This is a genomic window from Micromonospora sp. NPDC047670, assembly GCF_043204915.1.
Lineage (GTDB): Bacteria > Actinomycetota > Actinomycetes > Mycobacteriales > Micromonosporaceae > Micromonospora.
On sequence record NZ_JBIDDA010000001.1, the window covers coordinates 854421 to 875377 of the forward strand.

A 20957-nucleotide genomic window follows, 5' to 3' on the forward strand; every position below is an offset into this window, starting at 1 on the left:
TCGCGGACAGCCCTGCCTCGGAGCGGGGAACGGCCGCTGTGCCCGCTCCCCGGAGATGGACCTACTTCGCCATGACCACGTCGGCCGGGCGCTGCACCTTCACCTCGACGCCGTAGTCGAAGAGTTCGAGCGTGGCGGCGTACGTGCCGGTGTCGAGCCGGCCCTTCGCCGTCGACTGCCAGGTGCCGGTGAGCGCCACCTTGGCGACCCGGCCGTCGGCGCCACGCGTGACGTCGCCGGACGTGGTCGTCGAGCCGTCCTTGGACTGCGTGGCGTACTCGAAGTGCAGCGTGCCGTCCGGCCGCTGCGTGACGGTCGCGTTCGCGTCCTTCAGCGCCCCGAACAGCGCCGCCGGGTCGGGCGCCGTGGCGCCCAGCACCGTGTTCCCGTCGGAGTAGAGGGACAGCCGGTCGTGCTTGCCCGGGTACTGTCCGTAGCGCCCGTACGTCTCCCCCGGGCCCGCCTTGTCGGCCGGCGGCCGGCCCAGCGGCGGTTCGCCGCCGACGTACCTGGTGCCGTTGATCAGCAGTTCGGTCATGACCGAGTCGTCCTGCGGCTGACGGACGTACCCGGTGGCGGTCCTCGGGTCGAACGCGCCCTCGTACGTCAGCCCGGCGCTGGTCGTCAGGCGCATCCGGTAGCTGACGTTCTCGCTGGCCGTCACCGCGGCGACCAGCGCCATGCGGGGCGACTCGGCGGTGGCGGTGGCGGCCGGGGGCCGTGCCGTCGTCGGCCCCGGCTGCCCGCCCCCGCCGACCGTCAGGACCACGGCGGTCACCCCGGCCAGGCCCAGCACACCCGTGGCGTACGTCGCCCGCAGCAGCGCCGTCCGGCGGTGGTGGCGCCGGCTCGCCGCGCCGAGGATGTCCGCGGTCAGCGTGACGCCCGCGACCTCCCGCCGCATGCCGTCGATCAGCTTGTCTTCGATGTCGGTGTTCATCTTCCCGCTCCCTTCCAGGCCGGGGCGTCGTCGACCGCCCAGGCAGCCGTGACCTCGCGGAGGCGGGACAGCCCCCGGGAGGCGGTGGACTTGACGGTGCCGATCGAGCAGCCGAGCGTCTCGGCGGCCTCCGCCTCGCTCATCTGCTCCCAGTAGCGCAGCACCAGGACTGCCCGCTGGCGCGGCGGCAGCGTGGCCACCGCCTGGACGAGCGCCTGCCGCAGGTCCAGGGCGTCCGTGCCGTCGGAGCGGCCCGGCGGCTCCACGCTGGCCAGCACCTCCGGCCGTCGCTTGCGGCTGCGCCACTGGTCGATCGCGAGGTGGTACATCGTGCGGCGCAGGTATCCCTCCTTGTCGCCGCGCACCCGGTTCCAGTGCCGCATCAGCCGCTCCAGCGCCGCCTGCAGCAGATCCTCGGCGGCGGCGCGGCTGCCGGTCAGCAGCACCGCCGTGGCCAGCAGGGCTTCGCCCCGTTCAGCCACGAGGGTGTCCAAACCCTCGAAGCTCTTCCTCCAGCGCACGGGCTCTCCTTCCGTCGCCACCAAGGACGACGGGTCGGGGCGCCGGGTTGAGCGGTATCGAGGATCACCGCGAAAGATCCCGACGCGGCCCGCCGGGCGCCGCCGTGTGTCACCCGTCCGGCGGCCCTCTGGTCGGCCCGGCGGCCTCGTAGCGGGCCCGGTGGCCTCGTGGCCGGCCCGGTCGGTGCGGGCCGCGCCTGCCGGCCTACGCGGTCAGGTCGATCCGCCAGTCGTTGGAGCGCATGAGGTGCCCGGGCGGGAACTCGAACTCCGTCTCGCCGAGCAGGGTGAAGCCCGCCTTGCGGCAGACCGCGTTGGACGGGGCGTTGTGGACCGACGGGTAGGCGTGCGCGTAGCGGTGGGTCCGCCGGGCGCGGGCCACGGCCACCGCCGCGCGCACCGCCGCGGTCGCCAGGCCCCGGCCCTGCCACCCGGGCAGGATTGCCCAGCCCAGCTCGTAGACCCGCTGGTCGCGCCACTCTCGCTCCCAGTACCCGACGCTGCCCACCCGGACCCCGTCGGGCAGCGTCACCGCGTACATGCGGCCCTGGCCGGTGTCGCCGAAGCGCACATAGCGCCCGTGCCGGGCGACGACCTGCTCCTCGGTCTCCGGGCCGCCGGTGTGCGCCCGGATCTCCGGCGTGTTGAGCCGCCGCAGCAGGTCGAGGTCGTCTTCGCGCCACGGCTCGATGCGCACGTCGGTCATCGGGTCCCCCCTCTTCCTTCGGGTGCAGTCAAGCAGCCGCCACCGACACCCCGGCGCGCGCGGCGGCGCCTGGCGGGGCCGCCAGATCGGATCTCGCGGACCGCCGGGCGCCGTCTCGCGCCTGTCGGGTGGGACCGGAGCAGCCGGGAGGAGGAACCATGGAGGCACTGCGGCTCGCCGTGATCATCGGCAGCACGCGGGAGGGCCGGGCGGGCGACCGGGTCGCCCGCTGGTTCGTCGACCGGGCGGAGCGGCACGACGGGCTGGCGGTGACGGTGGTCGACCTCGCCGACTACGACTTCCCCGCCGGCTATCCGGCGGAGCCGACCCCGGCGATGCGGTCGTTCGCCGAAGAGGTGGGCCGGGCGGAGGCGTTCGTCGTGGTCACCCCGGAGTACAACCACAGCTTCCCCGCGTCGTTGAAACAGGCGATCGACTACGCGTACGACGAGTGGCAGGCCAAGCCGGTCGGTTTCGTGTCGTACGGCTGTGGTTCGTTCGGCCTGCACGCCGTCGACCAGCTCCGGACCGTCTTCACCGCCCTGCACGCCGTCACGATGCGCGACGTCGTCGGCGTGGACCTGCTCTGCGGCGAGCCGACGCCGCTGGCCACCGACCAGCTGCGCCGCGCCGCCCGCGTCCTGCTCGACCAGTTGTGCTGGTGGGGCCTGGCACTGCGCGACGGCCGCGCCGCGCGCCCGTACGTCTCCTGACAGTTTCGCGAAGGAAAGGGTAGGGATCATGAATAGACGCAGCACCGGCCCGGCCATCGAGGCCGAGGGCCTGGCCAAGTCGTTCGGGGACACCCGGGCGCTGGACGGCCTGGACCTCACGGTGCCCGCCGGCACCGTCTACGGGGTGCTCGGCCCCAACGGGGCCGGCAAGACCACGGCGGTACGGGTGCTGGCGACGCTGCTGCGCCCGGACGGCGGGCGGGCGCGGGTGTTCGGGCACGACGTGGTGGACGAGGCCGACGCCGTGCGGTCCCGGGTCAGCCTCACCGGCCAGTACGCATCCGTGGACGAGGACCTGACCGGGCTGGAGAACCTGATCCTGCTCGGCCGGCTGCTCGGGCACCGCAAGCCGGCCGCCCGGGAGCGGGCCGAGGGTCTGCTCGCCGCGTTCGGGCTGACCGACGCGGCCGAGCGGCAGGTCAAGAAGTACTCGGGCGGCATGCGGCGGCGCATCGACATCGCGGCGAGCATCCTCAACACCCCGGACCTGCTGTTCCTGGACGAGCCGACGACGGGTCTGGACCCGCGCAGCCGCAACCAGGTGTGGGAGATCGTCCGGGCGGTGGTGGCGCACGGCACCACGGTGCTGCTGACCACGCAGTACCTGGACGAGGCCGACCAGCTGGCCGGCCGGATCGCGGTGGTCGACCACGGCCGGGTGATCGCGGAGGGCACCCCGGGCGAGCTGAAGGCGTCCGTCGGGTCCGGCACCGTCCACCTGCGACTGCGCGACGCGCACCAGCGGCCCGACGCGGAGCGGCTGCTGCGTGCGGCGCTGGACGTGCCGGTGCAGCTCGAACCCGACCCGGTGGCGCTGACCGCCCGGGTCGGCGGCGAGGGCGGCGAGCTCGACGCCAGCGAGCAGGCCGCCCGGGTGCTCGGCGACCTGGCCCGCGCCGGCATCGTCGTGGACAACTTCTCCCTCGGCCAGCCCAGCCTGGACGAGGTCTTCCTGGCCCTGACCGACCACCCGGCGGTCGGCGCCGACGAGCGGGACGAGCAGCTGGAGGCAGCCCGATGAGCAGCAACGCCACCACCACGACCGGGCCGGCGCCGTCGGTCTACGTACCGTCGGCGGAGGCGCTGTCGACCGTCCTCGCGCCCGGCGCCCGGCCGGCCCGACCGAGCCCGCTGTCGGCGTCGCTGACGTTCGGCTGGCGCGCCATGCTGAAGATCAAGCACGTGCCGGAGCAGCTGTTCGACGTGACGGCGTTCCCGATCATCATGGTGCTGATGTTCACGTACCTGTTCGGCGGCGCCCTCGCCGACAGTCCGCGCGACTACCTGCAGTTCTTCCTGCCGGGGATCATGGTGACCAGCGTCGTGATGATCACCATGTACACCGGGGTCGGCCTGAACACCGACATCGAGAAGGGCGTCTTCGACCGGTTCCGGACGCTGCCGGTGTGGCGGCCCGCCGCGCTGGTCGGCATGATCTTCGGCGACGTGCTGCGCTACGTGCTGGCCGCCGTGGTCATCCTCGGCGTCGGGCTGGCGCTGGGCTTCCGCCCCGACGGCGGGCTGCTCGGGGTGCTGGGCGGCATCGGCCTGCTGGTGGTCTTCTCGTTCGCGTTCTCCTGGGTCTGGACGTTCTTCGGCCTGGTGCTGCGCAGCGAGAAGTCGGTGATGGGGGTGAGCATGATGGTGCTGTTCCCGCTGACCTTCCTGAGCAACGTCTTCGTCGAGCCGGCCACCATGCCCGGCTGGTTGCAGGCGTTCGTGAAGGTCAACCCGATCACCCAGCTCGTGGCGTCGGTGCGGGCGGTGATGTCGGGGGCGTCGGACGCGTCGAGCACGATGTGGACGCTGGCGTGGAGCGCCGCGTTCGTGGTCGTCTTCGGCACCCTCACCATGTACCGCTACAACCGCCGCTGATCCGCCCGGCGACGGGCACCGCCACGGATGTGGCGGTGCCCGCCGCCGATCCCGCTGGCCGGTTAGGAGTCGACCCGGACGGTGGTGGTCGTGGCGCCGGCGGTGGTGACGCGTACCTGGGGTGGCGTCGGCGGGTAGCAGCGCCGCGCCCGGCATCGTGCCACCGCCCGGCGCCGACCCGGTGGCTCAGCGCCGCGCCCTCGGCGACGACGAGGACACCCTGCCCGTCCGGCAGCCGCAGCCGCACCGGCAGCGGCGCCCTCCAGTCGACGAACCCGCTGCCGCCGGTTGGAATCGCGCTGACGTTCAGCGGCTCAAGGCGATCTCCCGATCGACACGCGACAGCTTCTCGGGATTACGCACGGCGTAGAGCCCCGTGACGAGGCCGTCGTCGACGCGCACCGCCACGACGGTGTCGATCTCGCCGTCACGCCGAAGGATGAGCGCCGGGTGACCGTTGACCTGTACCGGCCGCAGCGACAGCCTGTCGGCGATCCTGCCCGACCCGGCGGCGAGCAGTCGGGCCACCGTGTCTGCGCCCACGACGGGCGTCACCGCGGCCCGCACGATCCCACCACCGTCGGTCAGGAAGACGACGTCCGGCGCGAGGATGTCGAGCAGGTGTCGCAGGTCGCCGGTTTCGATCGCCCGCTGAAACGCGACGAGCGCGTCTCGGGCCTGGCCCGGCGAAACCGCCCCGCGAGGTCGCCGCGCGGCGACGTGTCCCCGTGCCCGGTGGGCGATCTGGCGGACCGCGGCAGGGCTCTTGTCGACGGCTGCCGCGATCTCGTCATATCCCAGATCGAAAACCTCGCGCAGCACGAACACCGCCCGTTCGGTCGGCGTGAGGATCTCCAGCACCAGCAGCATCGCCATCGAGACGCTGTCGGCCAACTCGACGTCCTCGGCCACGTCGGGCGCGGTCAGCAGCGGCTCGGGCAACCATGGACCGACGTAGTACTCCCTGCGGCGGCGCAGCGTCCGCAACCGGTCGAGCGCCTGGCGGGTGGTGATTCGGAACAGGTACGCACGGTGGTCCTGCACGGCGTCGAGGTCGACGCCGACCCACCGCAACCAGGTCTCCTGCAGGACGTCCTCCGCGTCGACGGCCGAGCCCAGCATCTCGTAGGCGACGGTGAAGAGCAGGTTGCGGTGGGCAAGGAACGCGTCGGTAGCCGACACCATGGGATCGCCACCGGCCGGCAACCCGCTGACGTCCGTTGCTCGCTCGCCCTGCTCGCTCATGGCTGGCTCCCGCCTGTCCGCTTCCGCCCGTGCCACCCACCAGACGCCGGTGTCCGCCATCCTGTGACACCCCTGACCGGTGACGTGCGTCTCGCCGTCGCGCTGTCACAAGAAGTGGAGCGCCGCCATCTCCATGTCCGTAGGGACGCCGCGCGAACGATCCGTGCGGCACGCAACTCCACGAAGAGGAGCTTGGCTGTGAACGAGCAGACCACACACCGGACGGTCGCGCTGATCACCGGGGCGAACAAGGGGATCGGCCGCGCGGCCGCCGAGCAGCTCGCCGCGCTGGGCATGACGGTCCTGATCGGCGCCAGAGACCCGCGGCGCGGCGAGGAGGCCGCCGCGGCGCTGCGCGCGGCAGGCGGCGACGCCCACGCGATCACCCTGGACGTCGCCGACGCGGCCACCGTTCGGGCGGCCGCGCGGCAGGTCGAGGAGCGCTTCGGCCACCTCGACGTGCTGATCAATAACGCCGGCATCACCGGCTCCGGGCAGGTCTCGCCCGCCGACGCCACCGACCAGGTTCCCAGCTCCGTCGACCTGGACATGGTCCGGGCGGTGTTCGAAACCAACGTGTTCGGGGTGCTCGCCGTGACCAACGCCATGCTCCCGCTGCTCCGGCGGTCGCCGGCGCCGCGCGTCGTCAACGTCAGCAGTCACGCCGCGTCGTTGACCCTCACCAGCGACCCGGACGGCCCGTTCGCGGCGCTGCTGCCGTCGGCCGCGTACACGCCCTCCAAGACCGCGCTGAACTCGCTGACCGTGCAGTACGCCAACGAACTGCGGAAGGACGGCATCCTCGTCAACGCCGCCGCCCCCGGCTACGTCGACACCGATATCAACAACCACACCGGGCACCTCACGCCCGCGCAGGGCGCCGCGGTGCTGGTGCGCCTGGCCACGCTCGGCGCGGACGGGCCGAGCGCCGGGTTCTTCAGCGAGGACGGCCCGCTGCCCTGGTGATGCCCGCCCCGGACACCGGCACAGGGACGGTATGGACGCCTCGGTGAGACCCCGGCAGGGTGCGCTCCTGCCGGTAACGCACCCTCGGACATCGTCGGGGCCCCGACGCCTCAGCGACGGTGGCGGTCGTCACAGGCGCCAGGGGGGCGGCTCGGTCGGGAGGTAGCGGCAGGTGCCGCCGGTGGAGACGGTGTCGCGCAGGTGGGCGGCGAGCGCCGGGTGCCGGTCGTCGAGCTTGCGCAGCACGTCGCGGATGCGGGCGGTCACGGTCTTGCGGGCGCGTTCCGCCTCGTCGCCGAGGCGGCGGCTGCGGCCGGCCAGCCCGGCGGCGGCGCGCAGCTCCGCGAGCAGGGCCGCCCGCTCGGCGTCGAGGGCGGCCACCTTCGCCTCGTCGTCGCGGCCGGCGGCGCGGTCGATCTCGGCGTCGAGCCGGGCCAGGTGGCGCCGGTAGCGGGCCTTCGCCTCGTCGTCGAGGACCGGGTCGCCGCCCATCCGGCGGGCGGCGACGAGTTCCGGGCCGGCGGCCGGGTCGAGCAGTTCGACGGCGGGCACGTCGACGCCGGGCCGGCCCAGCAGCAGGTGCAGGTCGTGCAGACCCTTGGCGTCGGGCAGGTGCACGACGGTGCCGGCGTAGCCGAGCTGCCAGACCGGGCCGTCGCGGCGGAACTCGTACGCCTCGACCGGCGGCTGCCCGACGACGGACCCGGCGGGCGGGAGCGACCCCCGCGGCCCCGACGCCACCGGCGCGGCCCCGGCGGCCGGCACCGGTGCGGGCGCGGCGGCCGGCACCGGTGCGGGCGCGGCGGCCGGCACCGGTGCGGCGGCCGGGACCGGCACGGCGGTTCCGTGCCGCCGCCCGTCCGTGGCGGCCGGGTGCCGTCCCGCCGACCGGTCGACCGGCGCGGGCGCCCCGACCGACCGGGCGGCCACCTGGCGCATGCCGAGCGCGGCGGCGTCCCGGACGGCGGCGGCGCGCAGCGCGGTGGCCGCCGCCACGTCGCCCGGGCGGTCGCGCCCGGTCAGCGCGTCGGCCAGCGCGACGCGGGCCAGCACCGACCAGGGCCGGGCACCCATCGCGTCGGCGGAGTCGCGGGCCGCGGCGAAGCCGGCCACCGCGTCGTCCCAGCGCCGCTCCGCCGCGTCGACAGCGGCCAGCCAGTGGTCGACGGGGCCGCTGACGTCGCAGCCGAACAACGCCGTCATCCACTGCCCGCGGTGCGGGCGCAGCGTCTCCCGCGCCTCGGCGCAGCGGCCGGGGTCGCGGGTCACGGCGGCGACCTGGGCACGCAGCCGCAGCCACAGGGGTGCCACCATCTGGCTGTACGTGGTGCCGTCGGCCTCGATCCCGGCGGTCAGCCGCAGCGCTGTCGCGCCGTCGCCGCGCTCGGCCGCGGTGATGGCCCGGACCACCGGCAGATAGGGATGGTCGCCGGGGTCCAGCCCGTCGAGCAGTGTGTCGGCCTCGTCGTGCCGGCCCTGCAGCAGCAGCCACGACCAGCGCAGGTGGTGCCCCATGAAGGCTGACTCGGACTGACCCCACTCCGACATCTCGTCCAGCTCGGCGAGCAGCTCGCCGGCGCGGGTGAAGTCGCCCCGGAAGCCGGCGATGATGCCGTCGTCGACGGTCGCGCCGATCCGGTGCCGCGCGTCGCCCTCGCGGGCTCCGGTCACGAACGTGGTGAGTTCGTCGTGGTACCGCGGATCGCCGAGTTCCAGCAGCGCCACCCAGCGCAGCGAGGTCGCCCAGAGCTGGGTCTCCCGGTCGCCGGTGCGTCGCGCCACCTCGCGGATCTCGGCGGTGATGGCGGCCCGGTCGGCGGCCGTGCCGAGCCCCCAGGTGGTGTCGTGGCGGGCCCACAGGCTGAAGGTGAGCGCCTCGTCGTCGTGGCCGCGCCGGGCGAGCGACTCGGTGGCGGTGATCAGGTCGGTGACCAGCGTGCCGACCCCGGCGGTGGCGTCCGGCTCGCCGATCAGCCGCCGGTACGCCTCCCGCAGCAGGCCGTCCGCGTCGGCGGTGCGCGCGGAGCCGGACTGGTGGCGGTGACGGTGGACGGTGAGGGCGGCGCGGGCCAGCACCACCGGATCGTCGACCGTCAGCGCCAGCGTGGCGGCCTCGGCGACGAGTCGCTGGGCCTCACCGTTCTCGCCGCAGTGGTACAGCAGTTGGCCCAGCTCGACCATGATCTTCACTCGCCGGGCCGGGTCCTCGGCGACCTCCAGCGCCCGGCGGAAGTGGACGATCGACTCGTCCACGGCCAGCCGGCCGCTCGCGTCCCGCGCGGCGGCGAGCAGCAGTTCGGTCGCGCGGGCCGGGTCGAGCGCGTCGCCGGCCAGGTGGGCGTGCCGGGCCAGGTCGGCCGGGATCAGTCGCTCGGCGAGCGCGGCCGACCCGTCGACCGCCCGGACCACGGCGGCGTGCCGGGACCGCCGGTCGTCGTCGGTGAGCCCGTCGTAGAGCGTCTCCCGGACCAGGTCGTGGGCGAAGGCGAAGCGGCCGCCGCCACGGGCCAGCACGAGCCGGGCGGTCACCGCGCGGTCGAGGAGCCGGTCGACCTGCGCCGCCGGGGCGCCCGCGCCGGCCGCGAGGACCTGGCGGTGGAACTCGCGGCCCAGCACGGCGGCCACGGTGAGCGCCTCGACCACCGGCGCGGGCAGCTGGGCGAGCCGCCGCCGCACCGCCTCGCGTACGCCGGGGGCGATCGTGCTCACCTGGCCGTCGGTGCGCCACAGCCGGGCGGTCTGCTCCACGAAGAACGGGTTGCCGCCGGTGCGCCGGTGCACCTCGTCGACGAGGTCGACGTCCGGCTCCCGGCCGGCCGTGCGGGCCATCAGCGCGCCCACCTCGTCGCGGGACAGGCCGGTGAGGGTGATGCTGGTCGCCTTGGCCACCAGCGGCATCAGCAGCGGGCGCAGCGGGTGGTCGGCGGCCTCCACCTCGGCGTCGCGGTAGGTGCCGACCAGCAGCAGCCGTTCGAACCAGGTGTGCTGGGCGGCGAACCGGAGCAGCCGCGTGGAGGCGGGGTCGGCCCAGTGCAGGTCGTCGAGGACGACCATGACCGGCCGGCGCTGGGAGACCGCGACCAGCGCGGTGGTCACCGCGTCGTAGAGGTCGAACTCCTCCCGGTCGGCCTGGTCGTCGCCGCTGCCGCCGGCCGGCCCGCCGATCGCCTCGCGGATCGCCTCGCGGATGTTCCGGTCGGCCGCCGCGCCGGTCGTCTCGCCGAGCAGGGCGGCCAGGCCCGGCTCGGCGGCCTCCCGGGCCACCGCCCAGTCGTCGGGCGAGCGGCGCAGCCCGCGCAGCACCTGCACCCAGGGCCAGTAGCCGGGCGCGCTGTCGGAGTCCCAGCAGGCCGCGCCGAGCACCAGCGCGCCGCGCTGGCGGGCCTCCCGGGCGGCGGCGGTGACGAGCGTGGTCTTGCCGATGCCGGGTTCGCCGGCGACCAGGACGAGGCCGCCGTGGCTGGCGGCCGCCCGGTCGACCTCGGCGCGCAGCAGACCCGCGGGGTGCTCCCGCCCGATGACCTCGCCGAACCGCGGCTCCATGACGCCCCCGACGGTAGCGGAACCGTCGGACATCCCGCCGCCTCCGACCCGCCACCCGGAAATTCCACGGCACGTCGAACGGTGCCGGCCGCCCGCCGGCCCGGCCGCTGACCCGCCGCGGCGGCAGCCGGGGACAGCGGGCGGGTGGGCGCGTTGGTCAGCGGGCGTCGGTGACTCGGTCGTGGTCCGCCTTTCCTGGACGGCCTTTGCCCGACACGCTGTCGATCGACATTGATCACAAGAACCGTCGTTCTGTCGGTAGGGCGACAGGGATGCCGGTGATCGACGGCGGCGCGGATCCGAATCTTGTGCCGTCGGTCGGCTTTCCGCCCGGAGCGGGTCGGCTGCCCGCTTTCCGCCGTCGGGCCTCCTCGCCGGTGCGACACGGGGCCCACCGCGCCCCGCCCAGGACGCCGGTCTCCTGCCAGCCCCGCAGTCCACAGGGCCGGCCCTGTGGTGACGACTAGCCGCTTACGGACCGGGTACGCGCGGCGCATGGGTAGCCACAAGGAGAACAAGCACGATCCCGGCGGCGAGTCGGCGCGCGGCCGCCGACATCCGGGCAGCGGCGCGCGGGGCCACCAGGGCTCGCCGGTCGAACACTCGCCGAAGGCCCGGCACCTGCGCACCGCGACCGGGTCGGCGGGATCGGAACGCGACCAGGGACGGGCGAAGGTCGAGGGCGGCGAGCGGGTCCAACGGCGGGGGACGAGCTGAGCCCCGGTACGCGGGCGACAGGTCCGCGGGAGGTGACGACGGCGTGGCGAAGTTCCTGTTGAAGTCGACCTACACGGTCGACGGGATCAGAGGGCTGAACACCGACGGCGGCAGCAGGCGCGTCGAGGTCGTCCGGAAGATGGTCGAGGGCGCCGGCGGGCGGATGGAGTCGATGTACTTCGGTTTCGGCGCGGACGACACCTACGTGGTGTGCGATCTGCCGGACCACAAGACCGCGGCGGCGCTGGCCATCGACATCCGGGCGGCGGGCGGGGTGGACACGCGGGTCACCCCGATCCTGACGGCGGAGGAGATCGACGAGGCGACCCGGGAGCGGCTCGAATACCGGCCTCCGGGCCGGTGACGCCGCCCTTCGACGGCCGGTCGCCGGAGTCGCTGGCGCGGGCCGGTTTCAGTCGGCTCTCGCGACCGGACCCCGGGCGTGCAGCAGCTCGGCGAGGCTGGCCATGGCGGCCTGGAAGTCGACGCGGTCGCTGGAGTGGTACCGCCGGAAGAACCAGTCGGGCACCCGCGCCTGCCCCTGTCTGCTGTGGAAGATGAGGTCCTGGACCTGCCGGGCCAGGACCAGCGAGTCGGCGGTCGTGGCGGCGGGGTCGTCCCGGGAAACCGCCGTGGCGATGTGCCGCTGCACGACGGACATCGCCCGGTCGCGCTCGGCGGCGACGTCCCGTTGACCCCGATAGATCTCCAGGCCGAGCAGCAGCGCGCCCAGCGACGGGACGAACCACCGCGACAGCAGGTCGGAGACCGTCAGCCCGGTCGCGACGCCGAACACGACGCCGGCGGCCGTCCACGCGCCGACGCCCGCCAGCACGGCGTACGCGTAGCGGCGGCGCAGCCGGGCGCCCCAGCCGAGGTTCTGCTGCTGGCAGGCCAGCACGTCGTACGGGTGGGGCAGGGGCGGGATCTCGTAGTAGTCGCGGAGGTACTGCTCGTCGCCCCGGAAGGCCCGCTCCAGCCGGCTCACCTCCGCCGCGCTGAGCCCGTCGGCCACGGCCACGGAGTTCCACTCCAGACCGAAGAGGCGTACGTCGAACATCTCCTGGAGGACGGCGGCGCGCCGGATCTGCCCGCGCGACCAGGAGGCGAGGCCCACCGCGTTGACGAGCGCCCAGAGCGCGCCGACCGCGGTGACGGCGGTCGCCGACACGCCGGTGAAGGCCACCACCGCACCGGCGACGCCGAGGGCGACCGAGAGCGCCATCCGCAGGTTGTCCAGCCGCTGGGCCCGGGTGTGGCAGACCGACATCGCCCGCAGCAAGGCCATCATCTCGGGTCGGGTCTGGCGCTTGAGCAGGGAATCAGTGCACTCCGTCATCGCGGCCTCCCACTCGGGTGCCCGATTCTATATCCAGGCCGCTAGATGTGACCGTTCGTGCCGGAATCGCAGCCGAAGGTGATCTAGTGGTTACTTTTGGGTAAGTACATGGGGGAGCGCCGACTAGTGCCCCGTTCGCCCGAAAGTTGAGGTAGCTTTGCCTCCGCGCTCACCAGCGCCGACCCCTTCGGACGATCCACCCCGCTCGTCCACCCCTCTTTCACTCCTCGTGGAAGGTCCAACGACGGACATGGGCGACGGTCTCGACGACCTCGAAAGCTACGCGCCGGATGCGACAGTCGCGGCGGCGCTGCGGGACTGGGCCGGTCACCTGGGCGGGATGGTGCACCGCCCCCGCCGGCCCCGCCGCGCCCGCGGATACACCCCGGCGCTGCTGTTCACGATCATCCTGAAGCTGCCCGGCGGTCCCGGGCGCTTCACCGGACGCAAGCTCCTGGTCAAGGTGCTGCCGGCCGCCGTCGCCGCCCGGCGCGAGCCCGGGCGGCACGAGCGCGCGGTGCGGTCCTCCCCCGGCTTCGCCGAGCGTCACCTCGTCCGCCAGCCATATCCCCCGCACCCGCTGGCCGACGGGCGCTTCCTGATGTTCCAGGAGGTCGCCAACGGCGCGGACGACATGGTGACGCTGCACGACCTCGACGACGAGGAGATCGTCCCCGTCATCCGCACCGTGTGCGACCGGGTGCTCAACGACTGGAACAGCGGCGGCCGGCAGACCGCCACGGCCACCGTCACCGAGTACGTCCGGCGGGAACTCGCCGCCCTCGACGCGCTGGACGACGTCCACGACGCGGTCCGCGCCCTCGGCCTGCCCGGCCCGGAGACGCCGTGGCTGGTGTGGGACGGCGCGCTGGTGCTGCCCAATCCGCTCCGGACGCTGCGGGCCGGGTCACCGTTCGGCGCCGACGAGCTCGACTACCTGTACGGCAACTCCCACGGGGACCTGCACGGCGGCAACGTCCTCGTGCTGCGCGACGCGGAGGAGCGGCTGGTGCCCGGCACCTTCCGCCTGGTGGACCTCAACACCTTCGAGGACGCCGCGCCGCTGACGCGGGACCTGGCCACCCTGGTCCTGACCACGGTGCTGCGGCACGTCGCGGACCTGCCGCCCGACCAGGCGGAGGCCCTGACCCGGCACCTCATCTTCCCGACCAGCCGGCGCCCGCGCCGGCTGCCCCCGGTGCTCGCCGAGTTGGTGGAGGCCGGCCGCCAGGTGGGCGACGCGTACGCCCGGACGGACAACTGGGTCTCCGAGTGGCGGGCGCAGTACCTGCTCTCCCTGCTGTGCCAGGCGCTGACCTGCTGCACCTACGACAACGTGGCACCCGCGGCGCGGCGGTGGTGCTTCGTGCTGGCGGCGTGGGCGCTGGAGGCGTACCGACGCGAGTTCCACCCGCTGGTCGAGCCGCCCCTGGCCGGGGTCACCCCGGCGAAGGACGCCGACGCGGGCCAGCCGGCGACGATCGTGGCGCTGGACAACGAGCACCCGTCCCGCTACGAGCGCTCGGGCCAGCCCAACAGTCGCGCCCCGCTGGCCCGTACGCAGGCGGACCTGTCGTGGCAGCCGCCGCACGCGGCGCTCTCCGTGGCGCCGCCGACGGTGGACGGCCCGGTGGGCTGGCACGGCGCCGGACCCGCCCCGGCGCCCCGGCTCGGCACGGATCCGGCCCTGCCGCTGTGGCCTGACGCGGGCGGTAACCAGCCGGCGTTCCGCTCCCGGCCGGGCGGCGAGAACGCCGCCGCGCCGCACCTGCGGGCACCGGCCGCCGGCCCCCGGCTGTTCCGCGGCAGACCGGCGCCGCGTCACCTCGTCGCACCCGGCGGCCGGCGCGTGCCCCGCTCCCGCCCCGCCCCGCGCGGCGAGCACCTCCCGGCCGCGCCGGCCCGCACGGCGGTCCGGCTGCCGGCGCGGGTCACCGTCCTGCTCGGGGTGGTGGCCGTGCTCGGCGGGGTGCTCGTACCGACCCTCACCCAGCACGCGCCGCAGGTGTTCGGCCGTCGGGAGTCGCCCACCCCGCCACCGAGGGAGGATCCGCCGACCTCGCCCGGCGGCACGGAGCACACGGGCGCGCGGCAGCCGCTGGCCGACCTGGCGCAGTCGGTCGCCCGGCTGGTGGAGCCGCGCGCCGACGGGGCGTACGCCTTCGTCTGCCTGCGGGTCTGGTCCCCGGAGGACGTGGGGCCCGGCGCCGACGACCTGCGGACGTACCGCGAGGAGCGGCTGTGGTGGAACTCCCGCCTGGCCGGCCGCCGGACCGTCACCGCGGTCACGGACGGGCGGCGGTCGCCGGACCCGTCGGTCGTACGCTACGGCGAGGGCGACCTGACCGAGGTGCCACCGCGCCCGCCGGCCGACCCGGCCGACCTGCGCGACCATCTGGCGCGGCAGTTGGGCGCCCTGCCCCCGGAGCAGCGCGACGCCGCCGGCGTCCTCCAGGTGATCGCGAGACTGAACCGCTACCACCCGCTCGACGCGGCGGAGAGATCGGCGCTGCTGCACCACCTCGCCGACACGCCCGGCATCGAGCGGCGGGGCGCCTACCCCGACCGCGCGGGCCGGCCGGGGCTGGCGTTCAGCGCCGACGACCGGCAGGGCCGCCGCGAGACGCTGCTGTTCGACCCCGGCAGCGGCGAGCTGCTCAGTCACGAGACGACCAGGGTGGTCGACGACTCCGTCCTGGGCCATCAGCTCTTCCTCAGGCGCGGCCACACCGACACGCTCTCCGGCCCGGGCTGCGGCTGAACCCGAGCCGAGCTGCGGAGCGGCGACTGAGCCCGGGCAGAGCTGCCGGCCGGGGCTGGTCCGAGCCGGTCCGAGCCCGGCCCGGCTGGTCCGCGCCGCGGCCGAGCGCGGCCGGGAGCCGGGACCGAGCGCGGCCGGGAGCCGGGACCGAGCGCGGCCGGGAGCCGGGACCGAGCGCGGCCGGGAGCCGGGGCCGAGCGCGGCCGGAGCCGTGGTGGTGCGGCGGCGCGGTCAGACGCAGCGGCGCTCGACGTAGTTGGCCCAGTTCCGGTAGGGGCTCGCGTCGCTGCGGACCCGGTTCGCCGCGCCGACGTCGAACAGGCGGGTGCCGTAGTAGTAGAACGAGACCGACCCGCTGCCGAGGTTGTAGTGGGCCGACTCGACGCGGTACTGCCACTGCCAGGTGAAGAGGCCCTGCCGGCCGCAGTCGGAGAGGCGGCCCCGGGGATAGCCGTAGTTGGGCCACTCGTAGAAGCAGAACCAGCCCAGGGGGCAGTCGGCCACGCCGTACGTCCCCACCGGGGCGCGGAGGGTGACGACGAGCGCGCCGCCGCCGTAGCTGATCTCGTTGTCGTTGATCGGCGTGCCGCCGGGATGGGCGGCCAGGTAGCGCCGCAGTTCCTCGCGGGCGGCGGCCCGGTCGCGCACGGCGGCCCAGGCCGATGCCGGCGTGGTCACCACGACCAGGGCGCAGGCGAGCACCGCCGCGAGGGCGGCGCGGAAACGGATTGCACTGACCATTCGACACCTCGCGATGTGGGCGCGCAGGAGACGAGCGAAGGGCCGCCGGCCGGGTGGCCGGCGGGCCGCGGGTCGAGCCGGGGCGGCGGTGACGCCCCGGTCAGGATAAGAACCGAGATCGACTGATCGCTATCAATGTCCTGACAGCGATCGCGCATCGTGTCGGGAACGGTAGACCGGAGAGCCGCCGCCCCTCCGGCACCCTGCCACCCGCAATTTCCCTCCCGTAAATTCCGGACCTGACCGCTGCCGGGACGTGACGGGGACGCGATACCTAACGATTGATAAGCATGGATCTGACCTTCTAGCATCCTCACCATGAGTGCCCGTCGCGTCACCACCGTCGCCGCCCTCGCCGGGTTGCTGAGCCTGCTCGCCGTCGGCGCCGCCCGGGCGGACGACACCCCGGCGCTCACCACCCCCGGCAGCCCCGTCGTCGTCGCCAACGAGCCGCACCGCCTCGCCCTCACCTGGACGCCCTCGGCCTGAGTCGGTGAGCCGGCCGGCGGAGAGCCGATCACGTACGAGGTGCGCGCACAGCTCGGCCCGCACGTCTACCGGGCCCTCGGCAGCACCACCGGCACCGCCCTGACGCTGACGAACCTGGCTCCGGGCAGCGAGTACCGCCTGGTCGTCAGCGCCTACACCCTCGGCGGCTACTCCGACCCCTCCCCCGTCACGCCGGTGCGCACCGCGTACGGGCGGGCGAAGGTCAGCTATCTCAACCAGGACTGGTCGCCGACGAACAACCAGATCCAGCACGCCCTCCAGGTCACCAACACCGGCGGCGAGCCGCTCGACCTGGCCACCGTGCGGGTGCGCTACCACCTGACCTTCGAGGGCGGCAACACCTCACTGGTGCCCAACTGCGACTGGGCGGCGCTGGGCTGCGACCGGATCCGGCACACCCTGACGTTCTTCCCGCCGCCGCTGCCACCGTCCCCGCCGCCCGGCGGCACGCCCACCCCCACGCCGACCCGCTACCCGCTGCCGGGCACGCCGGTCCCCGGCTGGGTGGAACTGACCTTCACCGACGGGATCCTCGCCCCCGGCGCGTCGACCGGCCCGATCCAGCTGCGCCACCACCGGCACGACTGGACCGCCATCGACGAGCGGGACGACCCGAGCTGGCGCGCCGCGACCGGCCAGTGGGCCGACAACAGCCGGATCACCCTCGACGTCGACGGCGTACGCGAGTTCGGCGACACCTACGCCTGACGCCCCAGGGCCTGGAGCACGACGTCGATCGTGGTGGCCAGACGTGCCGGGTCGTGGCCGGCGCGCTCCCGCACCCGCAGCCCGAGCACCGTGGTGAACAGCAGTTCCACGGCGGCGTCGATGTCGAGGTCGGCGGGCAGTTCACCGCTGTGACGGCCCTCCTCGAGCAGTGACCGCAGCGCCTGCCGGGTGACCTCGAAGGCGGCCTCGGTCCGCTGGCGGACCTGGGCGTCGGTGGTGCCGAGCTCGGTCGCCGTGTTGACCACGAAGCAGCCTCGACCGACCTCGCCGTCCAAGGGGCAGGAGACCAACCACAGCATCCAGTCCCGCAGCACCTGGCGGACCGGACGGCCGGCGGCGTCCAACCGCTGCTCGGCCTGGGCGGACTCGGTGGCCCGGTAGTGGTCGAGCGTGCGCAGGAACAGCGTGTGCTTGTCGGTGAACGTCCGGTACAGGCTGCTCGGCGTGAGCTTGAGTTCGGCGCCCAGGTCCCGCACCGAGGTGGCGTGGTAACCGCGACGCCAGAACAGGTCGGTCGCCCTGACGACCGCGTCCTGCTCGTCGAACTGTCGGGGGCGTGCCATGGCCGCCACTCTACCAAGCTTGTGGAGCGATCGTTCCCATACTAGGGTCCACCGACGTATGGGAACGATCGCTCCCATACGAGTGGAGGAGGGTATCGGTGACGACCACAGAACAGACGGCCGCTCGGGCGACCGACCAACAGGCCCCACGGAGGAACCACTGGCTGGCGGTCAGCGCGGTGGCCCTGGGAACGTTCCTGCTGGTGACCGCCGAGCAACTGCCGATCGGGCTGCTGACCACCGTGGGATCGACCCTGTCGGTCTCCGAAGGGACGGCCGGGCTGATGGTCACGGTGCCCAGCCTGGTCGCCGCAGTCGCGGCCCCGCTGGTGCCGGTGCTCGTCGGCGGAATGAACCGGCGGCTGCTCCTGCTCGGCCTGATGGGGCTCATGACGCTCGCCAACGTGGCCTCGGCCCTGGCGCCGAACTTCGCCGTCCTGGTGTCCTCCCGGGTGCTCGTCGGGGTGGCGATCGGCGGCTTCTGGGCCGTCGCCAGCGGCCTGGCCGTCCGGCTCGTGGCCCCCGCGAACGTGCCACGGGCCACCGCGATCATCTTCGGCGGTGTCGGCGCCGCGAACGTCTTCGGCGTCCCGCTCGGCACGCTGCTCGGCGACTTCTCCGGCTGGCGCCTCGCCTTCGCGACGCTGAGCGCCCTGGCGCTGCTCGCGCTGCTCGCGCTGCTGGCCGTACTGCCGCCGTTGGCCGCGTCCCAGCCGGTCCGTCCGCGACTGTTGGCCGAGCAGTTCCGCAACCCCGGCGTACGCGTCGGCATCCTCGCGACGTTCCTCATCGTGACCGGCCACTTCTCGGCCTACACCTTCGTCAGCCCGGCACTACAGCAGCTGTCGGGGATCGACGAACGACTCGTCGGCCCGTTGCTGTTCGGATTCGGTCTGGCGGGCATGGTCGGCAACTTCGTCGCCGGCGCCGCGCTGGCGCGCAGTCCGCACCGGACCGTGCTGGCCATCACCGTGGCCCTGGCTGCCGCGATGCCGCTCTACCTGGTGCTCGGCCGGGGGCCGGTGGGCGGGGCCGCACTGTTGATCGCCTGGGGCCTGGCGTTCGGCGGCGTGTCGGTCGGCCTGCAGACCTGGATGATCAAGACCGCGCCCCACGCCGTGGAGGCGGCTTCCGCCCTGTGGGTGGCGGTGTTCAATCTGTCGATCGGCTTCGGCGCGCTGGTCGGCGGCGTCCTCGTCGACTCGCTCGCCCTCGAGGCTGTGCTGTGGCTCGGCGGCGCCTGCGCCCTGGCAGCCGCGCTGGCGGTCTGGAGCGCTCGCGCCAACGAGAACCTGCGGTGACCCACGGAGCGCACCTCCCCGTACGAGCGGCGAGCGCGGGTGACGCTCGCGGGGGCGCCCACCCCTATCCGTCCGACAGGGGTCCCGACGGCGTGTGGGGGCGGGAGACGACGGGTACCGGCGGCCGGCATGAGTGACCTTCCGCTGCACATCCTGACCGACGCAGGCTTCACCACCGACGAGGCGAACTCCATCGTCGATCACCTCATCAAGGGTGTCGACACCCACGACGGGAGGAGCGAGACCGACCGGATCGACGTCGAGGCGCTCCCGCCGGAGAAGAAGGCGGCCATCGACAGGTTCAACATGGCCGTGGCCGCCGACTTCTAGTCACCCGGGGCGCCGGTTCCGTCCCGGCCTGCCGTGACGGGCGGGCCGGGACGGCGTCACCGGGACCGGTCGCCGGCGAGCAGCGCGAGGATCGTCTGGTTCGCCTCCCAGCCGTCCGGGAACTTCACCGGCACGTCGAGGTGCACGATCTCGGTCGACGGGTGGGCGTCCAGCAGTTCGCCGATCCCGGCCCGCGCCACCACGATGCACGCGTGCCGGTGCCGGGACGTCAGCACGCAGAGCCGCCCCGACTCCAGGTGGAACGCGGTGGCGTCCCGCCGTCCGGACAGCGGGTGCAGCACGATCGTCACGTCGTACTCCCGACCCTGGAGCCGGTTGGCGGTGTCCACGGTGATGCCCGCCCCGGCCTCGCCAAGGTGCGCGCGGATCGCCGCGACCTGGTCGCGGTGCGCGGCCCCGACGGCGATCCGGTCGGCGGTGACGGGCGCGCCCGCCGGCGCGTGCTCGGAGACGGCGACCGCGCCGCGCCGCAACACGCGCAGCGCCAGCGCCGCGCACGCCGAGGCGGCCTCCGCATCGGTACGCGGGGTGTGCCGGGCCGGCAGCTCGTGCAGCGCCCAGCCGGTGGCCGCCGCCAGGTCCACCACCCGGTCCAGCGCGTCCCCCGGCCCGGGCTCGGTGAGGGACAGCGCCCGGTCCGAGGCGGACGTGCCGGCGCGGAACCCGGTGAACGGATAGAACGCCGCCGCGACCACCGGCGCCGCCGACGCGGGCAGCCGCCACGACACGGGAAGCCGGTGCACCGGCAGCTCCGGGTTGTGCCGCAGCAGCACCGCCACCGCCGACTGCATCGGGTCCCAGGTCAGGCCCGTCCAGCGCGACGTCTCGACGGTGGAGAACGGGTCGAGCTGGCCGGGATCACCGACGAACAGCGCCCGCTCGAACCTGCCGGCCACGCGCAGCAGGGCGTCCGACCGCATCTGGTACGCCTCGTCGACGATCGCCCACGGCCAGGAGCCGTCCGCGACCGTGGCCCACTTGGCGGCCGTACCGATGATGACGGCCGGGCCGCCGAGGTCGGCGACCTTCGCGGCGACCCGGACCGTCTCGTGACCCCTGACCCGCTCGGACGGCCTGTAGTCGGCGGCCGAGAGGCGGCCGACGCGCAGCTCGGGCGCCTTGCGGGCCAGGCGGTCGATGAGGTCGTCGACCTGCTCGTTGGTCTGCGCGATGATGATCAGCGGCTCGCCGGCGGCGGCCAACTCGACAGCGGCGCGCACCACCAACGTCGACTTGCCCGCCCCCGGCGGGGAGTCGACCACCACGCCGCGGTGGACACCGGAGCGCAGGTCGGCCAGCACGGCCGTGATGACCCGTTCCGCCTCGACCGCCGGCGGCATCTCCAGCCCAGCACGCATCGATTCCACCTCCCCGGAGGTCTACGGGACATTACCCCTGGTTAGGTCGCCCAGAAA

General features: G+C 74.1%; 20 protein-coding genes. 11 read left to right on the forward strand and 9 right to left on the reverse strand.

Features of this window, described 5'->3' with window-relative positions; translation table 11 throughout:
- Positions 1-61: 61 nt before the first annotated feature.
- The 3 genes from ACGF7U_RS04095 to ACGF7U_RS04105 form a co-directional block, all read right to left on the reverse strand.
- Entirely contained in the window at positions 62-940 is an 879-nt protein-coding gene (locus ACGF7U_RS04095) for a hypothetical protein (RefSeq protein WP_393102658.1), read from the reverse strand.
- Positions 937-1461 (reverse strand): SigE family RNA polymerase sigma factor, encoded by a 525-nt coding sequence (locus tag ACGF7U_RS04100; protein ID WP_393102660.1) that lies wholly within the window; start codon positions 1459-1461, stop codon positions 937-939. Before ACGF7U_RS04100 ends, ACGF7U_RS04095 begins: the two co-directional genes overlap by 4 nt.
- Before the next feature lie 205 nt (positions 1462-1666).
- Positions 1667-2167, reverse strand: coding sequence for a GNAT family N-acetyltransferase (locus ACGF7U_RS04105; protein WP_393102662.1), 501 nt, complete (start codon positions 2165-2167; stop codon positions 1667-1669).
- A 158-nt stretch (positions 2168-2325) separates the two neighbouring features.
- Here ACGF7U_RS04105 and ACGF7U_RS04110 point away from each other — a divergent pair, with 158 nt between their 5' ends.
- Genes ACGF7U_RS04110 through ACGF7U_RS04120 form a run of 3 tightly spaced genes read left to right on the forward strand, consistent with a single transcriptional unit; the run spans position 2326 to position 4776 of the window.
- Positions 2326-2880 carry an NADPH-dependent FMN reductase gene (locus tag ACGF7U_RS04110; RefSeq protein ID WP_393102664.1) on the forward strand — a complete coding sequence of 185 codons (555 nt, stop codon included), beginning with the start codon at positions 2326-2328 and terminating at the stop codon, positions 2878-2880.
- Positions 2881-2908: 28 nt separating this feature from the next.
- A complete protein-coding gene (locus ACGF7U_RS04115) occupies positions 2909-3922 on the forward strand; it encodes an ATP-binding cassette domain-containing protein (protein ID WP_393102666.1) in 1014 nt (337 codons plus the stop codon).
- On the forward strand, positions 3919-4776 hold the full coding sequence (locus ACGF7U_RS04120; protein WP_393102668.1) for an ABC transporter permease: 858 nt from the start codon (positions 3919-3921) through the stop codon (positions 4774-4776). Before ACGF7U_RS04115 ends, ACGF7U_RS04120 begins: the two co-directional genes overlap by 4 nt.
- Before the next feature lie 306 nt (positions 4777-5082).
- On the opposite strand, the gene ACGF7U_RS04125 is transcribed toward ACGF7U_RS04120, so the two are convergent.
- A complete protein-coding gene (locus ACGF7U_RS04125) occupies positions 5083-5961 on the reverse strand; it encodes an RNA polymerase sigma-70 factor (RefSeq protein ID WP_393102948.1) in 879 nt (292 codons plus the stop codon).
- A 258-nt stretch (positions 5962-6219) separates the two neighbouring features.
- Between ACGF7U_RS04125 and ACGF7U_RS04130 the strand changes: the two genes are divergently transcribed.
- Positions 6220-6987, forward strand: coding sequence for an SDR family NAD(P)-dependent oxidoreductase (locus tag ACGF7U_RS04130; protein WP_393102670.1), 768 nt, complete (start codon positions 6220-6222; stop codon positions 6985-6987).
- 129 nt (positions 6988-7116) lie between these two features.
- On the opposite strand, the gene ACGF7U_RS04135 is transcribed toward ACGF7U_RS04130, so the two are convergent.
- Entirely contained in the window at positions 7117-10530 is a 3414-nt protein-coding gene (locus tag ACGF7U_RS04135) for an ATP-binding protein (protein WP_393102672.1), read from the reverse strand.
- Between the two features lie 495 nt (positions 10531-11025).
- Here ACGF7U_RS04135 and ACGF7U_RS04140 point away from each other — a divergent pair, with 495 nt between their 5' ends.
- Both ACGF7U_RS04140 and ACGF7U_RS04145 read left to right on the forward strand, forming a co-directional pair.
- Positions 11026-11247, forward strand: a complete 222-nt coding sequence (locus ACGF7U_RS04140; RefSeq protein ID WP_393102673.1) for a hypothetical protein — start codon at positions 11026-11028, stop codon at positions 11245-11247.
- A gap of 43 nt (positions 11248-11290) precedes the next feature.
- Entirely contained in the window at positions 11291-11611 is a 321-nt protein-coding gene (locus tag ACGF7U_RS04145; protein WP_393102675.1) for a GYD domain-containing protein, read from the forward strand.
- A gap of 48 nt (positions 11612-11659) precedes the next feature.
- Here ACGF7U_RS04145 and ACGF7U_RS04150 read toward each other — a convergent pair whose 3' ends face one another.
- Positions 11660-12586 carry an S-4TM family putative pore-forming effector gene (locus tag ACGF7U_RS04150; RefSeq protein WP_393102677.1) on the reverse strand — a complete coding sequence of 309 codons (927 nt, stop codon included), beginning with the start codon at positions 12584-12586 and terminating at the stop codon, positions 11660-11662.
- A gap of 250 nt (positions 12587-12836) precedes the next feature.
- On the opposite strand from ACGF7U_RS04150, the gene ACGF7U_RS04155 reads away from it, so the two are divergent.
- On the forward strand, positions 12837-15347 hold the full coding sequence (locus ACGF7U_RS04155; protein WP_393102679.1) for a hypothetical protein: 2511 nt from the start codon (positions 12837-12839) through the stop codon (positions 15345-15347).
- Between the two features lie 231 nt (positions 15348-15578).
- Here ACGF7U_RS04155 and ACGF7U_RS04160 read toward each other — a convergent pair whose 3' ends face one another.
- Positions 15579-16088, reverse strand: a complete 510-nt coding sequence (locus ACGF7U_RS04160) for a peptidase inhibitor family I36 protein (RefSeq protein ID WP_393102681.1) — start codon at positions 16086-16088, stop codon at positions 15579-15581.
- 318 nt (positions 16089-16406) lie between these two features.
- Between ACGF7U_RS04160 and ACGF7U_RS04165 the strand changes: the two genes are divergently transcribed.
- Entirely contained in the window at positions 16407-16577 is a 171-nt protein-coding gene (locus tag ACGF7U_RS04165) for a hypothetical protein (protein ID WP_393102683.1), read from the forward strand.
- Between the two features lie 39 nt (positions 16578-16616).
- The gene (locus ACGF7U_RS04170) at positions 16617-17306 is read left to right on the forward strand and encodes a cellulose binding domain-containing protein (RefSeq protein WP_393102685.1); all 690 of its coding nucleotides are present in this window, start codon (positions 16617-16619) and stop codon (positions 17304-17306) included.
- On the opposite strand, the gene ACGF7U_RS04175 is transcribed toward ACGF7U_RS04170, so the two are convergent.
- Entirely contained in the window at positions 17297-17890 is a 594-nt protein-coding gene (locus tag ACGF7U_RS04175; protein WP_393102687.1) for a TetR/AcrR family transcriptional regulator, read from the reverse strand. The two genes, ACGF7U_RS04170 and ACGF7U_RS04175, sit on opposite strands and share 10 nt — an antisense overlap.
- Before the next feature lie 98 nt (positions 17891-17988).
- On the opposite strand from ACGF7U_RS04175, the gene ACGF7U_RS04180 reads away from it, so the two are divergent.
- Both ACGF7U_RS04180 and ACGF7U_RS04185 read left to right on the forward strand, forming a co-directional pair.
- On the forward strand, positions 17989-19191 hold the full coding sequence (locus ACGF7U_RS04180) for an MFS transporter (RefSeq protein WP_393102689.1): 1203 nt from the start codon (positions 17989-17991) through the stop codon (positions 19189-19191).
- A gap of 129 nt (positions 19192-19320) precedes the next feature.
- Positions 19321-19521: a hypothetical protein gene (locus ACGF7U_RS04185; RefSeq protein WP_393102691.1), complete on the forward strand. Its 201-nt coding sequence runs from the start codon at positions 19321-19323 to the stop codon at positions 19519-19521.
- A 56-nt stretch (positions 19522-19577) separates the two neighbouring features.
- Here ACGF7U_RS04185 and ACGF7U_RS04190 read toward each other — a convergent pair whose 3' ends face one another.
- Positions 19578-20900: an AAA domain-containing protein gene (locus ACGF7U_RS04190; RefSeq protein WP_393102693.1), complete on the reverse strand. Its 1323-nt coding sequence runs from the start codon at positions 20898-20900 to the stop codon at positions 19578-19580.
- Between the last annotated feature and the right edge of the window lie 57 nt (positions 20901-20957).